We start from the raw sequence: 18,052 nt of genomic DNA, 5'->3' as shown, positions 1-18,052 counted from the left end.
CCGTTCGGTGCGACAAAAAGGTCGCCGACGCTTCGGTTAACCTTGCCTTGAGCCCGTCGCCCTAGGGTCGCGAGACCTTAGACCGCGTCGGGGGACGAGATGGTTTCGAGACGGCTCCTGTTGGGAGCGCTGGCGGGTCTGGCCGCGCCGGCCCTGGCCTTCGCCGAGGGCGACGATCCGCCCAAGCCCAGCCTCTTGACCAAGAAGGGCCGCCGCACGCGCAAGGCGCTGAAGACCCAGGCGTCCGACAGGGCCGCCCTCGACAAGGCGCTGGCCGATCTCAATCCCAAGCCCCCGGCCGCGCCCGCCGCGCCTGCGCCCGCGTCGGCCGAGCCGCGCGCCGCGATCAGTCCCGACGAGGCGCTGGGCCGGCTGAAGCAGGGCAACGCCATCTTCGCGCGGGGCGGCGCCAGCATCGTCCTGCCGTCGATGGGCCGCCTGGGCGAGCTGGCCCAGGGTCAGGCGCCGTTCGCCGTCATCGTCGGCTGCAGCGACAGCCGCGTCGCGCCCGAGCTGATCTTCGACTGCAATCTGGGCGAGGTGTTCGTGGTCCGCGTCGCGGGCTCGACGGTGAGCCGCGAAGGCCTGGGTTCGATCGTCTACGCCGTCGAGCACCTGGGCGCGCCGCTGATCGTGGTGCTGGGCCACACGAAATGCGGCGCGGTCAGCGCCGCCGTCGACGTGGCGACCAAGCACGCCGAGCTGCACGGCGCCCTGTTCGAGATGGTGCTGCCCATCGTTCCGGCCGTGCTGGAGGCCGAGGAAAAGCATCCCGCCGACCTGAAGGACGCGGCGATCCGCCAGAACGTCCGCGACGTCGCCGCGCGCCTTCGGGTGGCCGACGGCGTGCTGGCCGAGCGCCTGGGCGAGGGCCGGCTGAAGATTGTCTCGGCCTGTTACGACCTGGCCAGCGGCCAGGTGGCGTTCGACGCCTGACAGTGTCATCGCGGCGCCGTTGACCCCCGCTCGCGCTTAGGTTCAAGTCGCTCCTGAACCGCGCAAGACATGGGGAGACAACGGATGTCGACGGACGAGACGCCGCCGGAAGGCGCCCGCGACACCTTCGCTTCCCGTTTCGCGCGCCTGCGCCAGCAGGTCGCCGATCGCTGGCCCGCCGCTCTGAAGGGCCCGGTGGCCGTGGCGGTGGCGGCGGCCCTGGTGATCGGCTTCGGCGGCGGTTTCGCGGTCGGCAAGGGCGGCCTGTTCTTCGGCGGGACCAAGCCGGCCGGCGCGGAGTCGGTCAAGGGCGAGGCCTGGTCGCTGTTCGGCAAGCCGCGATCGGCCAACGCGCCCCGGCGCGGCATTCCCAAGCCCGAGGGCTTCGCGGTCTGGCAGACCCGCGTCGACACCAGCGGTCCCGATCCCCTGGCCTGCGTCCGGATGAGCAAGGACCTGGATCCGTCCAAGCCCTATGCCGACTTCGTGCTGGTCTCGCCGGATCTCGGCCGCCAGCCCTCGGTCCGCGTGAAGGGCGACGAGCTGTGCCTGGGCGGCGTCGGCTTCACCGACCATCGCATTACCCTGCTCAAGGGCCTGCCCGCCAAGGGCGGCGACACCTTGGCGGCCAACGCCGATGTCGATTTCACCTTTGGCGACAAGCCTCCCTATGTCGGCTTCGCCGGCGACGGCGTGATCCTGCCGCGCGAGGAGTCGGACGGCGTCGGCATCGAGACGATCAACGTCCAGACCCTGGCCATCGAGGTCTGGCGCGTGCCGGATCGCAACCTGGTGCGCAAGTCGATCAGCGCCCCCGATCCGACCGGCGAGGGCGACTGGGCCGGCGACTATGGCGAGGACTCCGTCGGCGACGACGGCCGCCAGGTCTGGAAGGGCAAGGTCCAGGTCGCCGGCGGCGCCACGGCTCAGAAGACCACCACGGTCTTCCCGCTGGGCGCGGTGCTGAAGGAGATGAAGCCCGGCGCCTATGTCATCAAGGCGCGCGACGCCTCGGGCGGCCGCAGCGCCGAGACCGACAGCGACAACAACCCGGCCCAGGCGCGCCGCTGGATCGTGTTCACCGACATGGCCATGCTGGCCTATGACGGCTCCGAAAGCCTGGACGTCGTGGTCCGCTCGCTGAAGAGCGCCAAGACCCTGTCGGGCGTGCGCGTGGCCCTGGTCGCCGCCGATGGCGAGTCCCTGGCCGAATCCCAGAGCGACGCCGACGGCCGGGTGCGCTTCCTGAGGCCGCTGTTGAAGGGCGAGGGCGCCTCGCGGGCCAAGATGGTCATGGCCTATGGCCCGCAGGGCGACCTGGCGGTGCTGGACCTCGACCGCTCGCCGGTCGATCTTTCCAAGCAGGGCGTCGGCGGTCGCACCGAGGGCGGCGTCGACGGCCGCAGCGTCGCCACCGACATCGACGGCTATCTCTACGCCGACCGCGGCATCTATCGCCCCGGCGAGACCGTCCACCTGACGGCCATGGTCCGCGACCGGATGGCCAAGGCCGTCTCGGACCGCAAGGGCGAGATCATCGTCAAGCGTCCCTCGGGCGTCGAGTTCAAGCGCTATCCGTTCAGCCAGGCCAACGCCGGCGCGGTGCTGGCCGACATCGCCCTGCCGCGCTCGGCGCCGCGCGGGCGCTGGACCGCCGAGCTGCATGTCGAGGGTATCGAGGACGCGGTCGGCTCGCTGTCGGTCTCGGTCGAGGACTTCGCGCCCCAGCGGCTGGCCGTCACCACGACGGGCCAGGAGTCCCAGCCGGTCGGCGCGGGTCAGACCCGTAAGGTCGACGTCACCGCGCGCTTCCTCTACGGCGCGCCGGGCGCGGGCCTGCAGACGCAGGGCGAGGCGCGCCTGCGCGCCGACCCCAACCCGTTCCCCGCCTTCAAGGACTATGCCTGGGGCGACGCGGCCAAGCCGTTCGAGGAGAAGTTCCTCGACCTCGGCTCCACCGTCACCGACGGCGAGGGCCGGGCCACGCTATCGGTCGGGACCGACCAGGCGGGCGACACCAACCAGCCGCTGGTCGCCGCCGTCACCGCCTCGGTGTTCGAGCCCGGCGGCCGCCCGGTCCGCGAGGGGCTGGAGCTGAAGGTGCGTCCCAAGGCCGTCTATTACGGCGTCAAGGTCGAGCAGGGCGACGCCGGCCGGGGCGATCCGCCGGTCAGCCTCGACATGATCGCCGTCAACGCCGCCGGCCAGCGGATCGGCGCGACCGCCACCTACACCCTGATCGCCGAGCGCTGGGACTATGACTGGTTCCAGCAGAACGGCCGCTGGCAGTGGCGGCGCAGCAGCCGCGACGCGATCGTGGCCAAGGCGGCGGTCAATATCGGCGCCGGCCAGCCGGCGCGCTTCTCGCGCCGTCTCGGCTGGGGCGACTATCGCCTGGAGATCGAGGGCGCGGACGGCGCTCGGACCGTGACCCGCTTCTCCGCCGGCTGGGGCTCGCCCGCCAAGGAGGGCGAGGCGCCGGACGTGGTCCGCGTGACCGCCGGAACCAAGGCCTACGTCCAGGGCGACACGGTCGAGATCACCCTGAAGCCGCCCTATGCCGGCGAGGCCCAGGTCGCCGTCGCCACCGACCGCCTGATCGACTTCAAGACGGTCAGCGTCGGCGAGAACGGGACGACCGTGCGGCTGAAGACCAACGCCGCCTGGGGCGGCGGGGCCTATGTCATGGTCAGCGTGGTGCAGCCGCGCGACCCGGTCGCCTCGCCCAAGCCGCGTCGGGCGCTGGGGCTCGTCTATGTTCCGCTGGACCCGAAGAACCGCAAGCTGACCGTGGATCTGGGCTCGCCCGCCAAGATCGACAGCAAGGCGCCGGTCGAGATTCCAGTGAGGGTCGGCGGCTTGGGTCTCGGCCAGAAGGCCAAGGTCACGATCGCGGCCGTGGACGAGGGCATCCTGCGCTTGACCCACCAGGAAAGCCCCGACCCGGTGAAATGGTACTTCGGCAAGCGCGCCCTGACCCTGAACTATCGCGACGACTATGGCCGCCTGCTGGACCCGAACCTGGGCGCGCCCGCCAATGTCAATTTCGGCGGCGACGAGGTCGGCGGCGAGGGCCTGACGACCACGCCGATCAAGACGGTGGCCTTGTGGTCCGGCGTCGTGGAGACGGGCCTGGACGGCAAGGCGGTGATCCGCCTGCCGGCGGCCGACTTCAACGGCGAACTGCGGATTCAGGCGGTGGCCTGGACCGACACGGCGGTCGGTTCTGCGACCAAGCCGCTGACCGTGCGCCAGCCGGTGGTGGCCGATCTGAACCTGCCGCGCTTCCTGGCGCCGGGCGACCAGGCCTTCGCCACTCTGGAGCTGCACAATGTCGAGGGCAAGCCGGGCGCCTATACGGCCGAGGCCTTCTCGATGGGCGGGCTCAAGGTCGTCTTCAAGAAGGTGTTCCAGCTGATCCTGGGCCAGCGCATCGCCGAGAAGATCCCCTTCCTGGCGCCGGACGTCACCGGCGTCGGCCGGATCGGCTTCAAGGTCGCGGGCCCCGGCTTCGCCACCCAGAAGGACTATCCGATCCAGACCCGCCTGGGCTGGGGCGACGTGGTGCGCACCACGGTGGAGCCTCAGAAGCCGGGCGAGACCTTCACCCCGTCCTATCCGCTGCTGGCCGGTCTGGCGGCGGGCGACGTGACGATGCAGGTCAGCTATTCGCCGATCCGCGGTTTCGACCCCTCGGCGATCGCGGTGGCCTTGCAGCGCTATCCCTATGGCTGCACCGAGCAGCTGGTCTCGACGGCCTACCCGCTACTGTACGCCCAGACCTTCTCGAGCGATCCGAAGCTGAAGCGCACGCCGGCCGCCCTGGCCGGGGCGGTGGGCAAGCTGCTGGACCGCCAGACCCTGGACGGCGCCTTTGGCCTGTGGCGGGTCGGCGACGCCGAGGCCGATCCCTGGCTGGGCGCCTATGTTGTCGACTTCCTGCTGGAGGCCAAGGCCCAGGGCGTCGCCGTGCCCGACAGCGCCATCGACAAGGCCGTCGGCGCGATGCGTCAGGTCAGCCGTCCGGAGGGCTTCGCCTCGGTCGCCTACCGCATGTCCTATCCGGGCTGGTGGGCCGGCAACGAGGACGCTTCCAAGAAGGCCACCGAGCGGATGCGCCGCCGGGCCTCGGCCTACGCCCTCTATGTGATGGCCAAGGCCGGCAAGGGGGATCTGGCCCGCCTGCGCTGGTGGCACGACGTTCAGATGAAGGACGAGAGCCAACCCGTGGCCAAGGCCTATGTGGCCGCCGGCCTGGCGCGTATGGGCGACAACGCCCGCGCCCGCTCGGCCATGCGCCAGGCGGTGTCCAGCCTCGGCTACAAGGACGAGCTGGACTGGTACCAGTCGCCGCTGCGCGATACGGCGGTGCTGACCGCCCTGGCCGCCGAGTCCGGCATGATGGACGTCGCCCGCCAGCTGCAAGGGCGTCTGGAGAACACGGTCAAGGATCCGGACGCGCTGAACACCCAGGAGCAGGCGGCGCTGCTGCACGCGGCCAACGCCCTGATCCAGGCCTCGGGCCCGATCTCGATCAACGCCACGGGGGCCAACCCCTTGCCCCCGGCCGGCGGCGCGCCGCGCTGGGCGGTGGGCAAGCTGACCGACGCCCGCTTCGTCAACACCGGCAAGGGCGTGCTGTGGCGGACTGTCAGCGTGCGCGGCACCCCGACCTCGGCCCCGCCGGCCTCGGCCAGCGGACTGTCGGTCAGCAAGCGGCTGTTCTCGATGAGTGGCGGCGCGGTCGATCCGGCCGCCATCCGCCAGGGCGATCGGGTCATCGTGCTGGTCTCCGGCCACTCGATGCAGGCGCGCTCCACCGCCCTGGTGGTCGACGACGCCCTGCCGGCCGGCTTCGAGATCGAAACGACCCTGGGCGCCGACGACGCCCAGAACGGGCCGTTCAAGTTCCTCGGGACGCTGACCGCCGCCAGCGTCCAGGAGAGCCGCGATGACCGGTTCATCGCCGCGATGAGCCTGGAAGGGGGCAAGCCGTTCGCCCTGGCCTATGTGGCCCGGGCGGTGACGCCGGGCAGCTTCTTCCTGCCGGGGGCGATCGCCAAGGACATGTACCACCCGGCGGTGGTCGCCCGTTCCGAGGCCTCGCGCGCGACGATCGCGCCGGGGCCATGATGGTCGGCGGCTCTCCCTTCCCCCTGAATGGGGGAAGGGCGAGGTTGGGGGTGACAGCGCGTCAGGATAGGGCGGATCGTTGATGTCGTCCGATCCCTTGGCCGCCGCCACGCCCGACCGCTCCTACATCCCGGGGGACGGGCGGGTTCGGCTGATCACCAAGATGCTCGTCGCCGTCCTGGCCGTCGAGGTCGCCCTCGCCGCCCTCAACGCCGCCTTCCCGCCGGACATGACTCGGGCCCGGCATTCCTCGCCGGTCATCCTGGACCGTCGCGGCGCCTGGCTGCGCGCCCTGCCGGTCGAGGACGGGCGCTGGCGGATCCGGGCCGATCTGGACCGGACCGACGCGACCTTTCAGAAACGCCTGATCCGTGTCGAGGACGCGCGATTCTGGTGGCACCTTGGCGTCGATCCGGTGTCGCTGGTCCGGGCGATCGGCTCGGCGATCCTGCATGGCCACCCGACATCCGGCGCCTCGACCCTGACCATGCAGACCGCGCGGCTGCTGGAGCCGCGACCGCGCAATGTCGGCGCGAAGCTGATCGAGATGGTCCGCGCCGTTCAGCTGGAGTCGCGGCTGTCCAAGCGCGAGATCCTAGCGCTCTACCTGACCCTGGCGCCCTATGGCGGCAATCTGGAAGGCGCGCGGGCGGCCAGCCTGGGCTATTTCGGCCATGAGCCCTCCAGCCTGACCGACGGCGAGCAGGCCCTGCTGATCGCTCTGCCGCAGTCTCCCGAGGCGCGCCGTCCGGATCGCCATCCCGAAGCCGCCCGGGCCTCCCGGCGGGCGGTGCTGGACAAGCTCGTTCGGTCCCGCGCGATCACCACGGCCGCCGCCGAGGAAGCAGGGGCCGAGCCGCTACCGCGTCGCGCGCCGTTTCCGTCCCTGGCCTGGCATGTGGCGGGCGAGTTGGCGCGCGCCGCGCCGCCGGGCCAGGCCAGCGTGGTCTCGACCATCGACGCCGACCTGCAGGCCAAGCTGGAACCGATGGTCGCCGCCGTGGCCGCGAGCCAGGGTCCCGACGCGACCGCGGCCGTGCTGGTGGTCGAGATCAAGACCCGCGCCGTCCGCGCCGCCGTCGGTTCGGCCGGCCGGGACCGCCCCGGCGGCTGGGTCGACATGACCCAGGCCCTGCGCTCGCCTGGCTCGGCCCTGAAGCCGTTCATCTACGCCATGGCCATGGACGACGGTCTGGTCGCGCCCGACACCCAACTGCAGGACAACGCCACGCGCTTCGCCGACTACCAGCCCGAGAACTTCGACCGCGTGTTCCACGACAAGGTCACGGTGCGCGAGGCCCTGGCCCATTCGTTGAACGTTCCGGCCGTGGCCACGCTGGAGAAGCTGGGCCCCGAGACCTTCGCCGGACGCATCGAGGCGACCGGCGCGCGTCTGGCGCGGCCCAAGGCCCAGCTGAAGGAAGCGGGCCTGGCCCTTGCCCTGGGCGGCGAGGGGATCACCTGGCGCGATCTCGTCATGCTCTACGCGGCGCTCGGCGATGGCGGCGTCGCCAAGCCCCTGGCCTGGACCGAGACGGACGCCGCCGTCCGCGAACGCTCGGCCGGGACGCGCCTGGTTCGCCCGGAAGCCGCCCGGCAGGTGCTGGATATCCTGCGCGAAGCTCCCGCCCCGAAAGGTCGCGCCCCCTCGCCGCTGACGCGCGGCGGGCCGTCGATGGCGTTCAAGACCGGCACCTCCTACGGCTTTCGCGACGCCGTGGCGGCGGGCGTGGTTGGCGGCTACGCGATCCTGGTCTGGACGGGGCGGGCCGACGGCGGCGCGCGCGGCGGGCTGACCGGACGCGACGCGGCCCTGCCGCTCTTGTTCGACGTCGCCGACGCCGTGGGCGCGCCCGCCTCGGCTCCGCGTCCGATCGCGCCGAAGGCCGCGCCCCTGGGCCTCCAGAAGCTGGGCGGGGAGGACGGCCCGCGCTTGATCTTCCCGCCCGACGGCGCGTCGGTGCAGGTCGACGCCTTGGGCCCGCGCGCGCGGGGCCTGGTGCTGGCCGCCGAGGGCGAGGGCGTGACCTGGTACGTCGAAGGCCGCCCCCTGGACCCAGACCCGGTCAGTGGCCGCGCGATCTGGAAGCCGGCCGCGGCGGGCTTCTACAGGCTGGAAGTGGTCGACGCGCGGGGCCGCAAGGCCAAGGCGCGGGTGCGGATCAAGGGCGGGTAGGGGACGCGGTCTACCCCGCCCCCGTTTAAAGCCCCTAAGGCCGGCTCGCGCTCGACAGTACGCGCTCGTAGTCGGCCAGGCTGGCGATGCCGATGTCGAGGTCGGTGACCAGGCCATTGCTCAGCGAATAGACCCAGCCGTGCACGGCCAGGGACTGGCCGCGCGCCCAGGCGTCCTGGACGAAGACGTCGGCGGCGACGTTGCGCACCTGGCGGGCGACATTCAGCTCGGTCAGGCGGTCGAGCCTGGCGCGCTCCTCGGGGATCGCTTCCAGCTCGTGCTTGTGTTCGGCGTGGACCTCGCGGATCGGGTGCAGCCAGTGGTCGACCAGACCCCGCCGCTGGCCGTCGATGGCCGCCGCCACGCCGCCGCAGCCATAGTGGCCGACGACCATGATATGCTTGACCTTCAGCACCTCGACCGCGAACTGCAGCACCGACAGATAGTTGGCGTCCTGCGGCGGGGCGAGGTTGGCGACGTTGCGGTGGACGAACAGTTCGCCCGGGTCGAGGCCGACGATTTCGTTGGCCGGCACGCGGCTGTCGCTACAGCCGATCCACAGATATTCCGGCGTCTGCTGGCCTTCCAGGCGCTTGAAGAAGTCGGGATCGACCTGGGTCTTGCGTTGCGACCAGACGGCGTTGTTGGCTTTCAGATCCTCAAGCATCTAACGCTCCGGCTGGTGGTCGGGGTGGGCGGCCGCGATGGCCGGATGCCGGGCCGCGCGAGCGGCGGCGGTGGCGATCGCCGGGAACGGCGACAGATCGACCTTGAATCGGTTCGCGTTGAACACCTGCGGCACCAGCAGGCAGTCGACCAGGCCTGGCGCGTCGCCGAAGGCGAAGGCGCCGGCGTGCTGGGCCACCATCGGCTCCAGGGCGCGAAAGCCGTCGCCGATCCAGCGCGCGACCCAGGCGTCGCGCTCGGTCTCGCCGATGTCCATCGCCGTCAGCTGGCGCAGCACGCGCAGATTGTTCAGCGGGTGGATGTCGCAGGCGATGATCTCGGCCATGCCGCGCGCGATGGCCCGTTCGTAGGGCATGGTCGGCAGGAGGGCCGGTTCGGGAAGGGTCTCGTCCAGCCATTCCAGGATGGCCAGGCTCTGGGTCAGCGGACGGCCGTCGACCATCAGGGTCGGGACCAGGCCCTGGCCGTTCAGCGCCCGATAGTCCTCGGCGTGATGGGCGTTGGCGACCAGATCGACCGGACGGATCTCGTAGGGAACGCCCTTCAGATTCAGGCCGATGCGGACCCGATAGGGCGCGCTGGCGCGCTTGGCGCTGTGCAGGACAAGCTTCATGGGATGGCCCTTTAGACCAGGGTGAATTCCAGGCGGCCCACGCCCTCGACCTCGCCCACGATCCGGTCGCCGCGCGCGATCGCGCCGACGCCCTCGGGCGTGCCGGTGAAGATCAGGTCGCCGGCGGCCAGGGTCCAAAGCTGGCTGGCCTTGGCGATCACCTCGCCGATGCTCCAGATCATGTCGCCCACCTGGCCGCGCTGGCGTTCTTCGCCGTTGACCGACAGGGTGACAGCGGCCTCGGCGGCGGGGGCGTCCATCACGCGGATGGCGCTGATCGGGGCGCTTTGGTCAAAGGCCTTGCCGGCTTCCCAGGGCTGCCCCTTGGCCTTGGCCGCGCCTTGCAGGTCGCGACGCGTGAGGTCGACGCCGACCGCGTAACCGAACACGCCGGCCAGGGCCTCGTCGACCGACAGGTCGGCGCCGCCGCTCTTCAGCGCCACGACCAGTTCGATCTCGTGATGCAGGTCGCTGGTGGCCGGCGGATAGGCGATCTTGTCCTTCAGCGGCGCGATGGCGTCGGCCGGCTTGGCGAAGAAGAAGGGCGGGTCGCGCTCGTCGCCGCCCATCTCGCGCCGGTGGGCGGCGTAGTTGCGGCCGACGCACAGGATGCGGCGAACCGGAAAGGCGGCGTCCGATCCCTCCACCGGGACCGTCGGGATGGCGTGCGGGGGGAAGGCGTAGGACGTCATGGCGCTGGGTTTAGACCCAAACAGCGCTCGCCAAAACCCCTCTCGAACGACGACGGCGTTGGTCGCGGCTTAGAAATACCGTGGTCGAAGAGAGCCGATAAACGTTCTTTCACTTGCCCGGGCCGTCGTGCTCGGGCCATGACAGTTGGGGGGCTGGCGAGCTTAACCGGGGGCTTAAGGACGCACATGCTGATCATCGAGAATCTGACGCACGTCTACGGCAACGGGGTTCGCGCCCTGGACGAGGTGAGCTTGACGATTCCGCGCGGCATGTACGGTCTGCTGGGTCCCAACGGGGCCGGCAAGTCCACCTTGATGCGCACCATCGCCACGCTGCAGGCCCCGACCTCCGGCCACATCCGGTTCGGCGACATCGACGTGCTGAAGACGCCGGAACTGCTGCGCCGCACCTTGGGCTATCTGCCGCAGGACTTCGGCGTCTATCCGCGCGTGTCGGCCTACGACATGCTCGACCACATGGCTGTGCTGAAGGGGATCGCCGGCGCCAAGGAACGCAAGGACACGGTCGAAAGCCTGCTGAACCAGGTCAATCTGTGGACCGTGCGCAAGAAGGCCATCGCCGGCTTCTCGGGCGGTATGCGCCAGCGCTTCGGCATCGCCCAGGCCCTGATCGGCGACCCGCGCCTGATCATCGTCGACGAGCCCACCGCCGGCCTCGATCCCGAGGAGCGCAACCGCTTCCTGAATCTGCTGGCCGAGATCGGCGAGAACGTGGTGGTGATCCTGTCGACCCACATCGTCGAGGACGTCTCCGACCTCTGCCCGGCCATGGCGATCATCTGCGAGGGGCGCATCGTCAAGGACGGCGCGCCCGGCGACCTGGTGCGCCAGCTGAAGGGGCGCATCTGGAAGAAGACCATCGACAAGGCCGAACTCGAGGCCGCGAAGGCCCGTCACCAGGTGATCTCGACCCGCTTGCTGGCCGGTCGCACGGTCATCCACGTCGAATCCGATCAAGATCCTGGCGACGGTTTCGCGCCGGTCGAGGGCGGGCTCGAGGACGTCTATTTCTCGACCCTGTCGTCCACCCGCCGCGCGGCCTGACGGGGAGCGGGCCGATGTTTCGCAAGATCGCGGGGTTCGAATTCCGCTACCAGCTGAAGTCGCCCGTGTTCTGGGTGGTGGCGGTCCTCTTCTTCCTGATGGCCTTCGCCGCGACGACCTGGAGCAATTTCCATATCGGCCTCAATCCCAGCGACCATCGCAACGGCCCCTACGCGCTGGCCAGAAGCCATCTGACCTTCTCGATCCTCTACATGTTCGTGACCACGGCCTTCGTGGCCAATGTCGTGATCCGCGACGACGAGACGGGTTTCGGGCCGATCTTGCGGTCGACCCGGATCAGCAAGTTCGACTATCTGTACGGTCGCTTCGCGGGCGCCTTCCTGGCGGTGGCGAGCTCTTTCCTGGTCGTGCCTTTCGCCATCTGGCTGGGTTCTCACATGTGGTGGGTCGACCGCGAAACGCTGGGGCCCAACGCGCTCCACGCCTACCTTTTCTCCTACGTGGTCCTGGCGTTGCCGTCGTTGCTGCTGACCTCGTCAATGTTCTTCGCCCTGGCGACCATCACGCGCTCGATGATGTGGACCTATGTCGGCGTCATCGGCTTCATGGTCCTCTGGATCATCGCCAACATCGCGCTGGACCGGCCGGAATTCGAAAAGATCGCCGCGGCGTGGGAGCCGCTGGGCACGGCCGCCTATGGCTTGGCCGCCAAGTACTGGACGGCGAGCGAACGCAATAGCCTCACCCCGGCGCTGGCCGGGAGCTTCCTGTTCAACCGCCTCTTTGTCCTCGCCCTGTCGATCGGTTGCCTGGCGGCGGCCTATGGTCTGTTCCGCTTCCAGTCGGCCGAGATGTCGGGGCGACGCAAGATCCGGAAGACCAGCGCCACGGAGGCCGCCGCCGCCCCGCCGGCGCTCGGAGGCGAACCGCCGAAGCCGCGGTTCGACCGCGCGACGGCCTGGGCTCAGCTTGTGGTCCGCACGCGGCTGGACATGGGCCAGGTCTTCAAGAGCCCCGCCTATTTCGTGCTGTTGTTTCTGGGCTTGGCGAACGCGATGGGCGCCTTGTGGTTCGCGACGGACGCGGACCGCTATGGCGGCGTCGTCTATCCGGTCACGCGCGTGCTGTTGAACCCACTGCTGGGGTCGTTCGGCCTGATCCCCATGATCATCGCCATCTACTATTCCGGGGAGTTGGTCTGGCGGGAGCGCGAGAGGAAGACCCACGAGATCATCGACGCCACGCCCGTGCCCGACTGGGCCTTCGTCGCCCCCAAGACCCTGGCCATCGCCCTCGTCCTGATCTCGACCCTGCTGGTCAGCGTGGTCGCCGCCGCGCTCAGCCAGGCCTTCCACGGTTATTTCCACTTCGAGCTCGAAAAATACCTGCTGTGGTACGTGCTGCCGCAGGCTGCGGACTTCATTCTGGTCGCTATTCTGGCGGTGTTCCTGCAGTCGATCAGCCCGCACAAGTTCGTCGGCTGGGGCCTGATGGTCGTCTACATCGTCAGCACCATCACCCTCTCCAGCGTCGGCTTCGAGTCCAAGCTCTACAACTACGGCTCGACGACCGAGACGCCGTTCTCGGACATGAACGGGCTGGGTAACTTCTGGATCGGGGCTTGGTGGCTGCGCGCCTACTGGACCGCCTTCGCGACGGTGCTGCTGGTGCTGGCCTACGGCCTGTGGCGGCGCGGGACGGAGACCCGGCTGCTGCCGCGCCTGATCCGTCTGCCGCGTCGGCTGGCCGGCGGCGCCGGCGTGCTGATGGGACTGGCCCTGGTCGCCTTCGTCGGCCTGGGCGGGTTCATCTATCTGAACACCAATGTCTGGAACGCCTACCGGACCAAGATCGACAACGAACAGTGGCAGGCCGACTACGAAAAGACCCTGCTGCCGTTCGAGAACACGCCCCAGCCCAAGATCGTGGCCATGACGCTGGAGGTCGACCTGCGCCCACACGCGCCGCGCGTCGAGACCAAGGGCGCTTATGTCATCGAGAACAAGACCGACGCGCCGCTGAAGGAGATCCATGTCCGCTTCGATCGCGACCTGAAGGTCAAGGGCCTGTCGATCGAGGGCGCGCGGCCCAAGAAGACCTATGAGCGCTTCAATTACCGCATCTTCGCCTTCGACACCCCGATGCGGCCAGGCGAGCGGCGCAAGATGAGTTTCATCACCGTGCGAGCCCAGCGCGGCTTCCCCAATAGCGACCCAGAGACGCGGGTGGTCGACAACGGCACCTTCGTCAACAACATGGAGATCGCGCCGATCCTGGGCATGTCACGCGCGGGCCTGCTGCAGGACCGCGCCAAGCGCCGCAAGTACGGCCTGCCGCCCGAGCAGCGGATGGCCAAGCTGGGCGACGTCGCCTCGCTGCAATTCAACGGCCTGCGCAAGGACGCCGACTTCGTCACGTCCGACATCACCGTCACCACCGAGGCCGACCAGACGCCGGTGGCGCCGGGCTACAGGGTCTCGGACATCGTCAAGAACGGCCGCCGCACGGCGCGCTTCGTCACCGATGCGCCGATCCTGCCCTTCGTCTCGATCCAGTCGGCCCGCTACCAGGTGGCGCGCGAGGCCTACAAGGGCGTCGACCTAGCCGTCTATTACGACGCCCAGCACCCTTGGAACGTCGACCGGATGAAGGCGGCGATGAAGCGGTCGCTGGACTACGATCAGGCCAATTTCGGGCCCTACCAGTTCCGCCAGCTACGGATTCAGGAGTTCCCCGACTACGCCCGGTTCGCCCAGTCGTTCGCCAACACCATTCCGTGGTCGGAGGGTTTGTTCTTCATCTCCGACTACCGCGATCCGACCAAGATCGACATGGTCACCTATGTCGGCGCCCACGAGATCGGCCACCAGTGGTGGGCGCACCAGGTGATCGGCGCCGACCAACAGGGCGGATCGATGCTGAGCGAGACCTTCGCCCAGTACTCGGCCCTGATGGTGATGAAGCACACCTATGGCGAGGACCAGATCCGCAAGTTCCTGAAGTTCGAGCTGGACAGCTACCTGCGGTCACGCGGCGGCGATCCGATCGACGAGCAGCCCTTGGCCAGGGTCGAGAACCAGCCCTACATCTATTACCGCAAGGGCTCGCTGGTCATGTACCGCCTGCAGGCCGAGATTGGAGAAGAGGCCGTCAACCGGGCCCTGCGCGAGCTGATCGCCAAGTACGGTTTCAAGGGCGCGCCCTATCCCAACGCCAACGACTTCCTAACGCTGCTGCGCGCCGAGGCTCCGGCCGACAAGCAGGCCCTGATCACCGACCTGTTCGAGAAGATCACGCTCTATGACCTGCAGGCTCAGAGCGCCTCGGTGAAGAAGCGGAACGACGGCAAGTACGAGGTCAGACTGATCGTCGACGCCCAGAAGAAGTACGCCGACGGGAAGGGCAAGGAGACAGCCGCGCCGCTGGACGAGACCATGGACATCGGCTTGTTCGCGGCCAAGCCGGGCGACAAAGGCTTCTCGACCAAGGACGTGGTTCTCTACGAGCGGCGGCCCGTCCGGTCGGGCGTGCAGACCTTCACCTTCGTGACGGACCGGGCGCCGAGCTTCGCGGGGATTGATCCCTACAACACGGTGATCGACCGCAACGGCGACGACAACACGATCAAGGTGGGCCATTGAGCGAAGCCCGAGCCTTGGGGCGGAAGAGGCTGCGTTTGAAGCCCTCCCGCGCGGATGCAAACCGGGCGACCTCCATGCGGAGGCCGCCCTTCTGAAGCTGGGCCGCCGCATCGCGACGGCCGATATTCCGTTGTGGACCGAAGGTCGAGAGCGTCCGGCCGCCAAGGCGACGGTCGCCGACGCGCTTCCCTGAAGTCCAGCCGGCATTACGGCTTCGGCGCGGCCTTCTCGTCGGCCTTGGCCTGAGCCTTGTCGGCCTTTTCCTGAGCCTTGGCCATGTCCTCGCCGGTGCCGAAGCCCTTCTTCAGGCCCTTGGCCATTTCGAGGTGCTTCTGGACCTTCGGCGCGGTGTCGGCGGCGAAGGTCTTGAGGGCGGGCGTGTCGCCGTCCTGGGCGTAGCGTTGCAGCAGGTTCAGGGCCGACTGGTGGGCGTCGACCATGTCGTCGGCGTACTTCTTGTCGAAGTCCTTGGCGTCGGCCTTGGTCAGGTCGTCCAGCTTGTCCTGCATGTCTTTCGACAGCGCGGTCGGCGGCGTGATCGACGCGCCCGAGGTCTTGATGGCGGCCATCAGGCCGTCGCTGGTGGCCGTATGGGCCTTGACCATCTCGGCGGCGAACTTCTTGACCGACGGGTTGGTCGAGCGCGAGCCGGCCAGCTTGCCGGCCTGGATCTCGAACATGTCGCTGTCGGCGGCCTTGGCGACGAAGACGTCGGCCTTGGTCTCGTCCGACGGGGTCGGAACGGTCGCGGCGGGGTTGGCGTCCGGCGTCGCGGCTTGCTCGGCGGGCGTGGCCGCGCCCTTGGTTTCGTCGGACTTCTGGCCGCAGGCGGCCAAGCTCAGCGCCGCCACGGCGGCGGTCGCGAGAATCAGGTGACGGGTCATGGCTCTCTGTCTTTCCCTGGAGTTCTTTTTGTATTGAGGGGTAAGGCTTCGGCGCCGCGGTTCGCCGTACGCTGAAGAAACATCACGGACCCGTGAACGGTTCCTGGTCCAGGGGGATAAATTCGAATGACCCAGGAAAATTCCGGCGGCCCTCTGGCGGGCCTGCGGGTGATCGAGATGGGCTCGCTGATCGCGGGCCCGTTCTGCGGCCAGGTCCTGGGCGACTTCGGCGCCGAGGTGATCAAGCTGGAGGACCCCAAGGTCGGCGACCCGATGCGGCAGTGGGGGCGCTCCAAGCCCAAGGGGCTTTCGCCCTGGTGGCCGGTGATCGGCCGCAACAAGAAGTCCGTGACCGTCGACCTGCGCACCGACGAGGGCCGCGACATCGCTCGCGCTCTGATCGCCAAGGCCGACGTCGTGGTCGAGAACTTCCGCCCCGGCACGCTGGAGAAATGGGGCATGGGCTACGAGGCCCTGGCCAAGACCAACCCTGGCTTGGTGATGGCCCGGGTCTCGGGCTTTGGCCAGACGGGGCCCTATTCAAAGCGCGCCGGCTACGCCCTGGTCGGCGAGGCCATGGGCGGCCTTCGCCATATCACCGGCGAGCCCGACCGCAATCCGGCGCGGGCCGGGATCTCGATCGGCGACAGCCTGTCGGGCCTGAACGCCGCCCTTGGCGTGATGATGGCCCTGCACGCCCGACAGCGCACCGGCAAGGGTCAGGTGGTCGACGCGGCCATCTATGAGAGCGTGCTGACGGTGATGGAGAACCTGATCACCGAGTACGACCTGACCGGCTATGTCCGCGAGCGCTCGGGCGCGGTGCTGCCCGGCATCGCGCCGTCGAATGTCTATCCGACCAAGTCGGGCGAGCTCGTCCTGATCGGCGCCAATCAGGACACCCTGTTCAAGCGGCTTTGCGACCTGATGGGCCGGCCCGACCTGGCCGAGGACGTCCGTTATCGCGACCATGCGGCCCGAGGCGCTCACCAGGCCGAACTGGACGCGCGCATCGCCGCTTGGACCGCCGACCAGGACATCGAGGACCTGCTGCCCAAGCTGGAAGCCGCGGGTCTGGCCACCGGTCGCATATATCGCGCGCCGGACATGCTGAAGGATCCGCAATTCGCCGCCCGCCAGTCGATCGTCACCGTGGCCCATCCGGTGTTCGGGGCGATCAAGATGCAGAACGCCTTCCCCCGGCTGACGCGGACGCCGGGCGGCGTGCGCTGGCCCGGTCCGACGCTGGGCGAGCACACCGACGCGGTCCTGGCCGAAGCCGGCCTCGACGTCGAGGCGATCGCGGGACTGCGGTCGCGGGGCGTGATCTAGCCGGACGGGACGAGCTTCCCTAAAAGCTGGGCCATGTCCGCGTCCCGCGCCCGCTTCCTGCCCTACGCCGCCCTGTTGGGTTCGATCGTGACGCTGTGCGTCGGCACGTCGTTCGCCAAGAGCCTGTTCCCGCTGGCTGGCGCGCAGGGCGTCTCAGCTTACCGCGTCGGGTTCGCGGCCCTGATCCTGTTGCTCGTCTGGCGACCCTGGCGCCACCCGATCTCGCGCGAGGACCTCAAGAAGGTCGCGGCCTATGGCGCGGTGGTCGGGCTGATGAACCTGACTTTCTACATGGCCATCCGCACCATTCCGCTGGGCCTGGCCATCGCCATCGAGTTCATGGGCCCGCTCCTGGTCGCCGTGGCCCATTCGCGCCGGTTGATCCATTTCGTCTGGATCGGCCTGGCCGTGATGGGCCTGGCCCTGCTGCTGCCGATCGATCCGGGCGCGACGCGGCTGGATCCCGCGGGCGTCGCCTTCGCCTGCGTCGCGGCGGTGATGTGGGCGTTCTATATCCTGCTGGGCAAGCGGGTCGGACACCTGCACGCTGGCCGCACCGTGGCCTTGGGCATGAGCACGGCGGCCCTGATCGTCGTGCCGATCGGCTTGGTCTCCGCCGGCGCCCACCTGTTCCACCCCAGGCTGGCGGCGCTGGGCCTGCTGGTCGCCCTGCTGTCCAGCGCCATCCCCTATTCGCTGGAAATGGTCGCCCTGCAGGGCATTCCCAAGCGCAGCTTTGGCGTCATGCTGAGCGTCGAGCCGGCGGTCGGCGCACTGGCGGGCCTGGCGATCCTCGGCGAGCAGCTGGTCCTGACCCAGTGGCTGGCCATCGCCGCCATCGTGGCGGCGTCGGTCGGGACCATCCTGACCACGCCGCCGGAGGCGGGGCCGGAGGAGCTGGCGCCTTAGCGCGCGTTAGGTCTAAGTGTGAG

Annotated in this window: 11 protein-coding genes and 1 pseudogene; 8 read left to right on the top strand and 4 right to left on the bottom strand. The window is 69.1% G+C overall.

Annotated features, from left to right (window positions below; genetic code table 11):
• Positions 1-99: 99 nt before the first annotated feature.
• From OR37_RS08140 to pbpC, 3 genes are all read left to right on the top strand, one after another.
• On the top strand, positions 100-936 hold the full coding sequence (locus OR37_RS08140; protein WP_004618047.1) for a carbonic anhydrase: 837 nt from the start codon (positions 100-102) through the stop codon (positions 934-936).
• Between the two features lie 84 nt (positions 937-1,020).
• On the top strand, positions 1,021-6,069 hold the full coding sequence (locus OR37_RS08135; protein ID WP_004618045.1) for an alpha-2-macroglobulin family protein: 5,049 nt from the start codon (positions 1,021-1,023) through the stop codon (positions 6,067-6,069).
• A gap of 82 nt (positions 6,070-6,151) precedes the next feature.
• Entirely contained in the window at positions 6,152-8,245 is a 2,094-nt protein-coding gene (gene pbpC, locus OR37_RS08130; RefSeq protein WP_004618043.1) for a penicillin-binding protein 1C, read from the top strand.
• 34 nt (positions 8,246-8,279) lie between these two features.
• Here the strand turns inward: pbpC and OR37_RS08125 are convergent, their stop codons facing one another.
• The 3 genes from OR37_RS08125 to OR37_RS08115 are packed head-to-tail and all read right to left on the bottom strand — an operon-like array spanning position 8,280 to position 10,237.
• Entirely contained in the window at positions 8,280-8,912 is a 633-nt protein-coding gene (locus OR37_RS08125) for a carbonic anhydrase (RefSeq protein ID WP_004618041.1), read from the bottom strand.
• Positions 8,913-9,545, bottom strand: a complete 633-nt coding sequence (maiA, locus tag OR37_RS08120; protein WP_004618040.1) for a maleylacetoacetate isomerase — start codon at positions 9,543-9,545, stop codon at positions 8,913-8,915.
• 11 nt (positions 9,546-9,556) lie between these two features.
• Positions 9,557-10,237, bottom strand: coding sequence for a fumarylacetoacetate hydrolase family protein (locus tag OR37_RS08115; RefSeq protein ID WP_004618037.1), 681 nt, complete (start codon positions 10,235-10,237; stop codon positions 9,557-9,559).
• A gap of 186 nt (positions 10,238-10,423) precedes the next feature.
• Between OR37_RS08115 and OR37_RS08110 the strand changes: the two genes are divergently transcribed.
• The 3 genes and pseudogenes from OR37_RS08110 to OR37_RS20980 all read left to right on the top strand — a co-directional run.
• Complete coding sequence (locus tag OR37_RS08110; protein WP_004618035.1) at positions 10,424-11,302, top strand: ABC transporter ATP-binding protein; 879 nt, start codon at positions 10,424-10,426, stop codon at positions 11,300-11,302.
• Positions 11,303-11,316: 14 nt separating this feature from the next.
• Positions 11,317-14,904: an ABC transporter permease/M1 family aminopeptidase gene (locus tag OR37_RS08105; protein WP_004618032.1), complete on the top strand. Its 3,588-nt coding sequence runs from the start codon at positions 11,317-11,319 to the stop codon at positions 14,902-14,904.
• Positions 14,905-14,953: 49 nt separating this feature from the next.
• Positions 14,954-15,097, top strand: a pseudogene (locus tag OR37_RS20980) (PaaI family thioesterase); the annotation flags it as partial.
• A gap of 13 nt (positions 15,098-15,110) precedes the next feature.
• Here the strand turns inward: OR37_RS20980 and OR37_RS08100 are convergent.
• Positions 15,111-15,788 (bottom strand): DUF4142 domain-containing protein, encoded by a 678-nt coding sequence (locus OR37_RS08100; protein WP_004618030.1) that lies wholly within the window; start codon positions 15,786-15,788, stop codon positions 15,111-15,113.
• 126 nt (positions 15,789-15,914) lie between these two features.
• On the opposite strand from OR37_RS08100, the gene OR37_RS08095 reads away from it, so the two are divergent.
• Positions 15,915-17,120, top strand: coding sequence for a CaiB/BaiF CoA transferase family protein (locus tag OR37_RS08095; protein WP_004618027.1), 1,206 nt, complete (start codon positions 15,915-15,917; stop codon positions 17,118-17,120).
• A 33-nt stretch (positions 17,121-17,153) separates the two neighbouring features.
• Positions 17,154-18,029, top strand: coding sequence for an EamA family transporter (locus tag OR37_RS08090; RefSeq protein ID WP_004618025.1), 876 nt, complete (start codon positions 17,154-17,156; stop codon positions 18,027-18,029).
• Positions 18,030-18,052 lie beyond the last annotated feature (23 nt).

Source organism: Caulobacter vibrioides OR37 (genome assembly GCF_000372645.1).
Classification (GTDB): domain Bacteria; phylum Pseudomonadota; class Alphaproteobacteria; order Caulobacterales; family Caulobacteraceae; genus Caulobacter; species Caulobacter vibrioides_E.
Note: the sequence above shows the minus strand (reverse complement) of the source record. Positions and strands in the feature narration are given on the sequence as shown.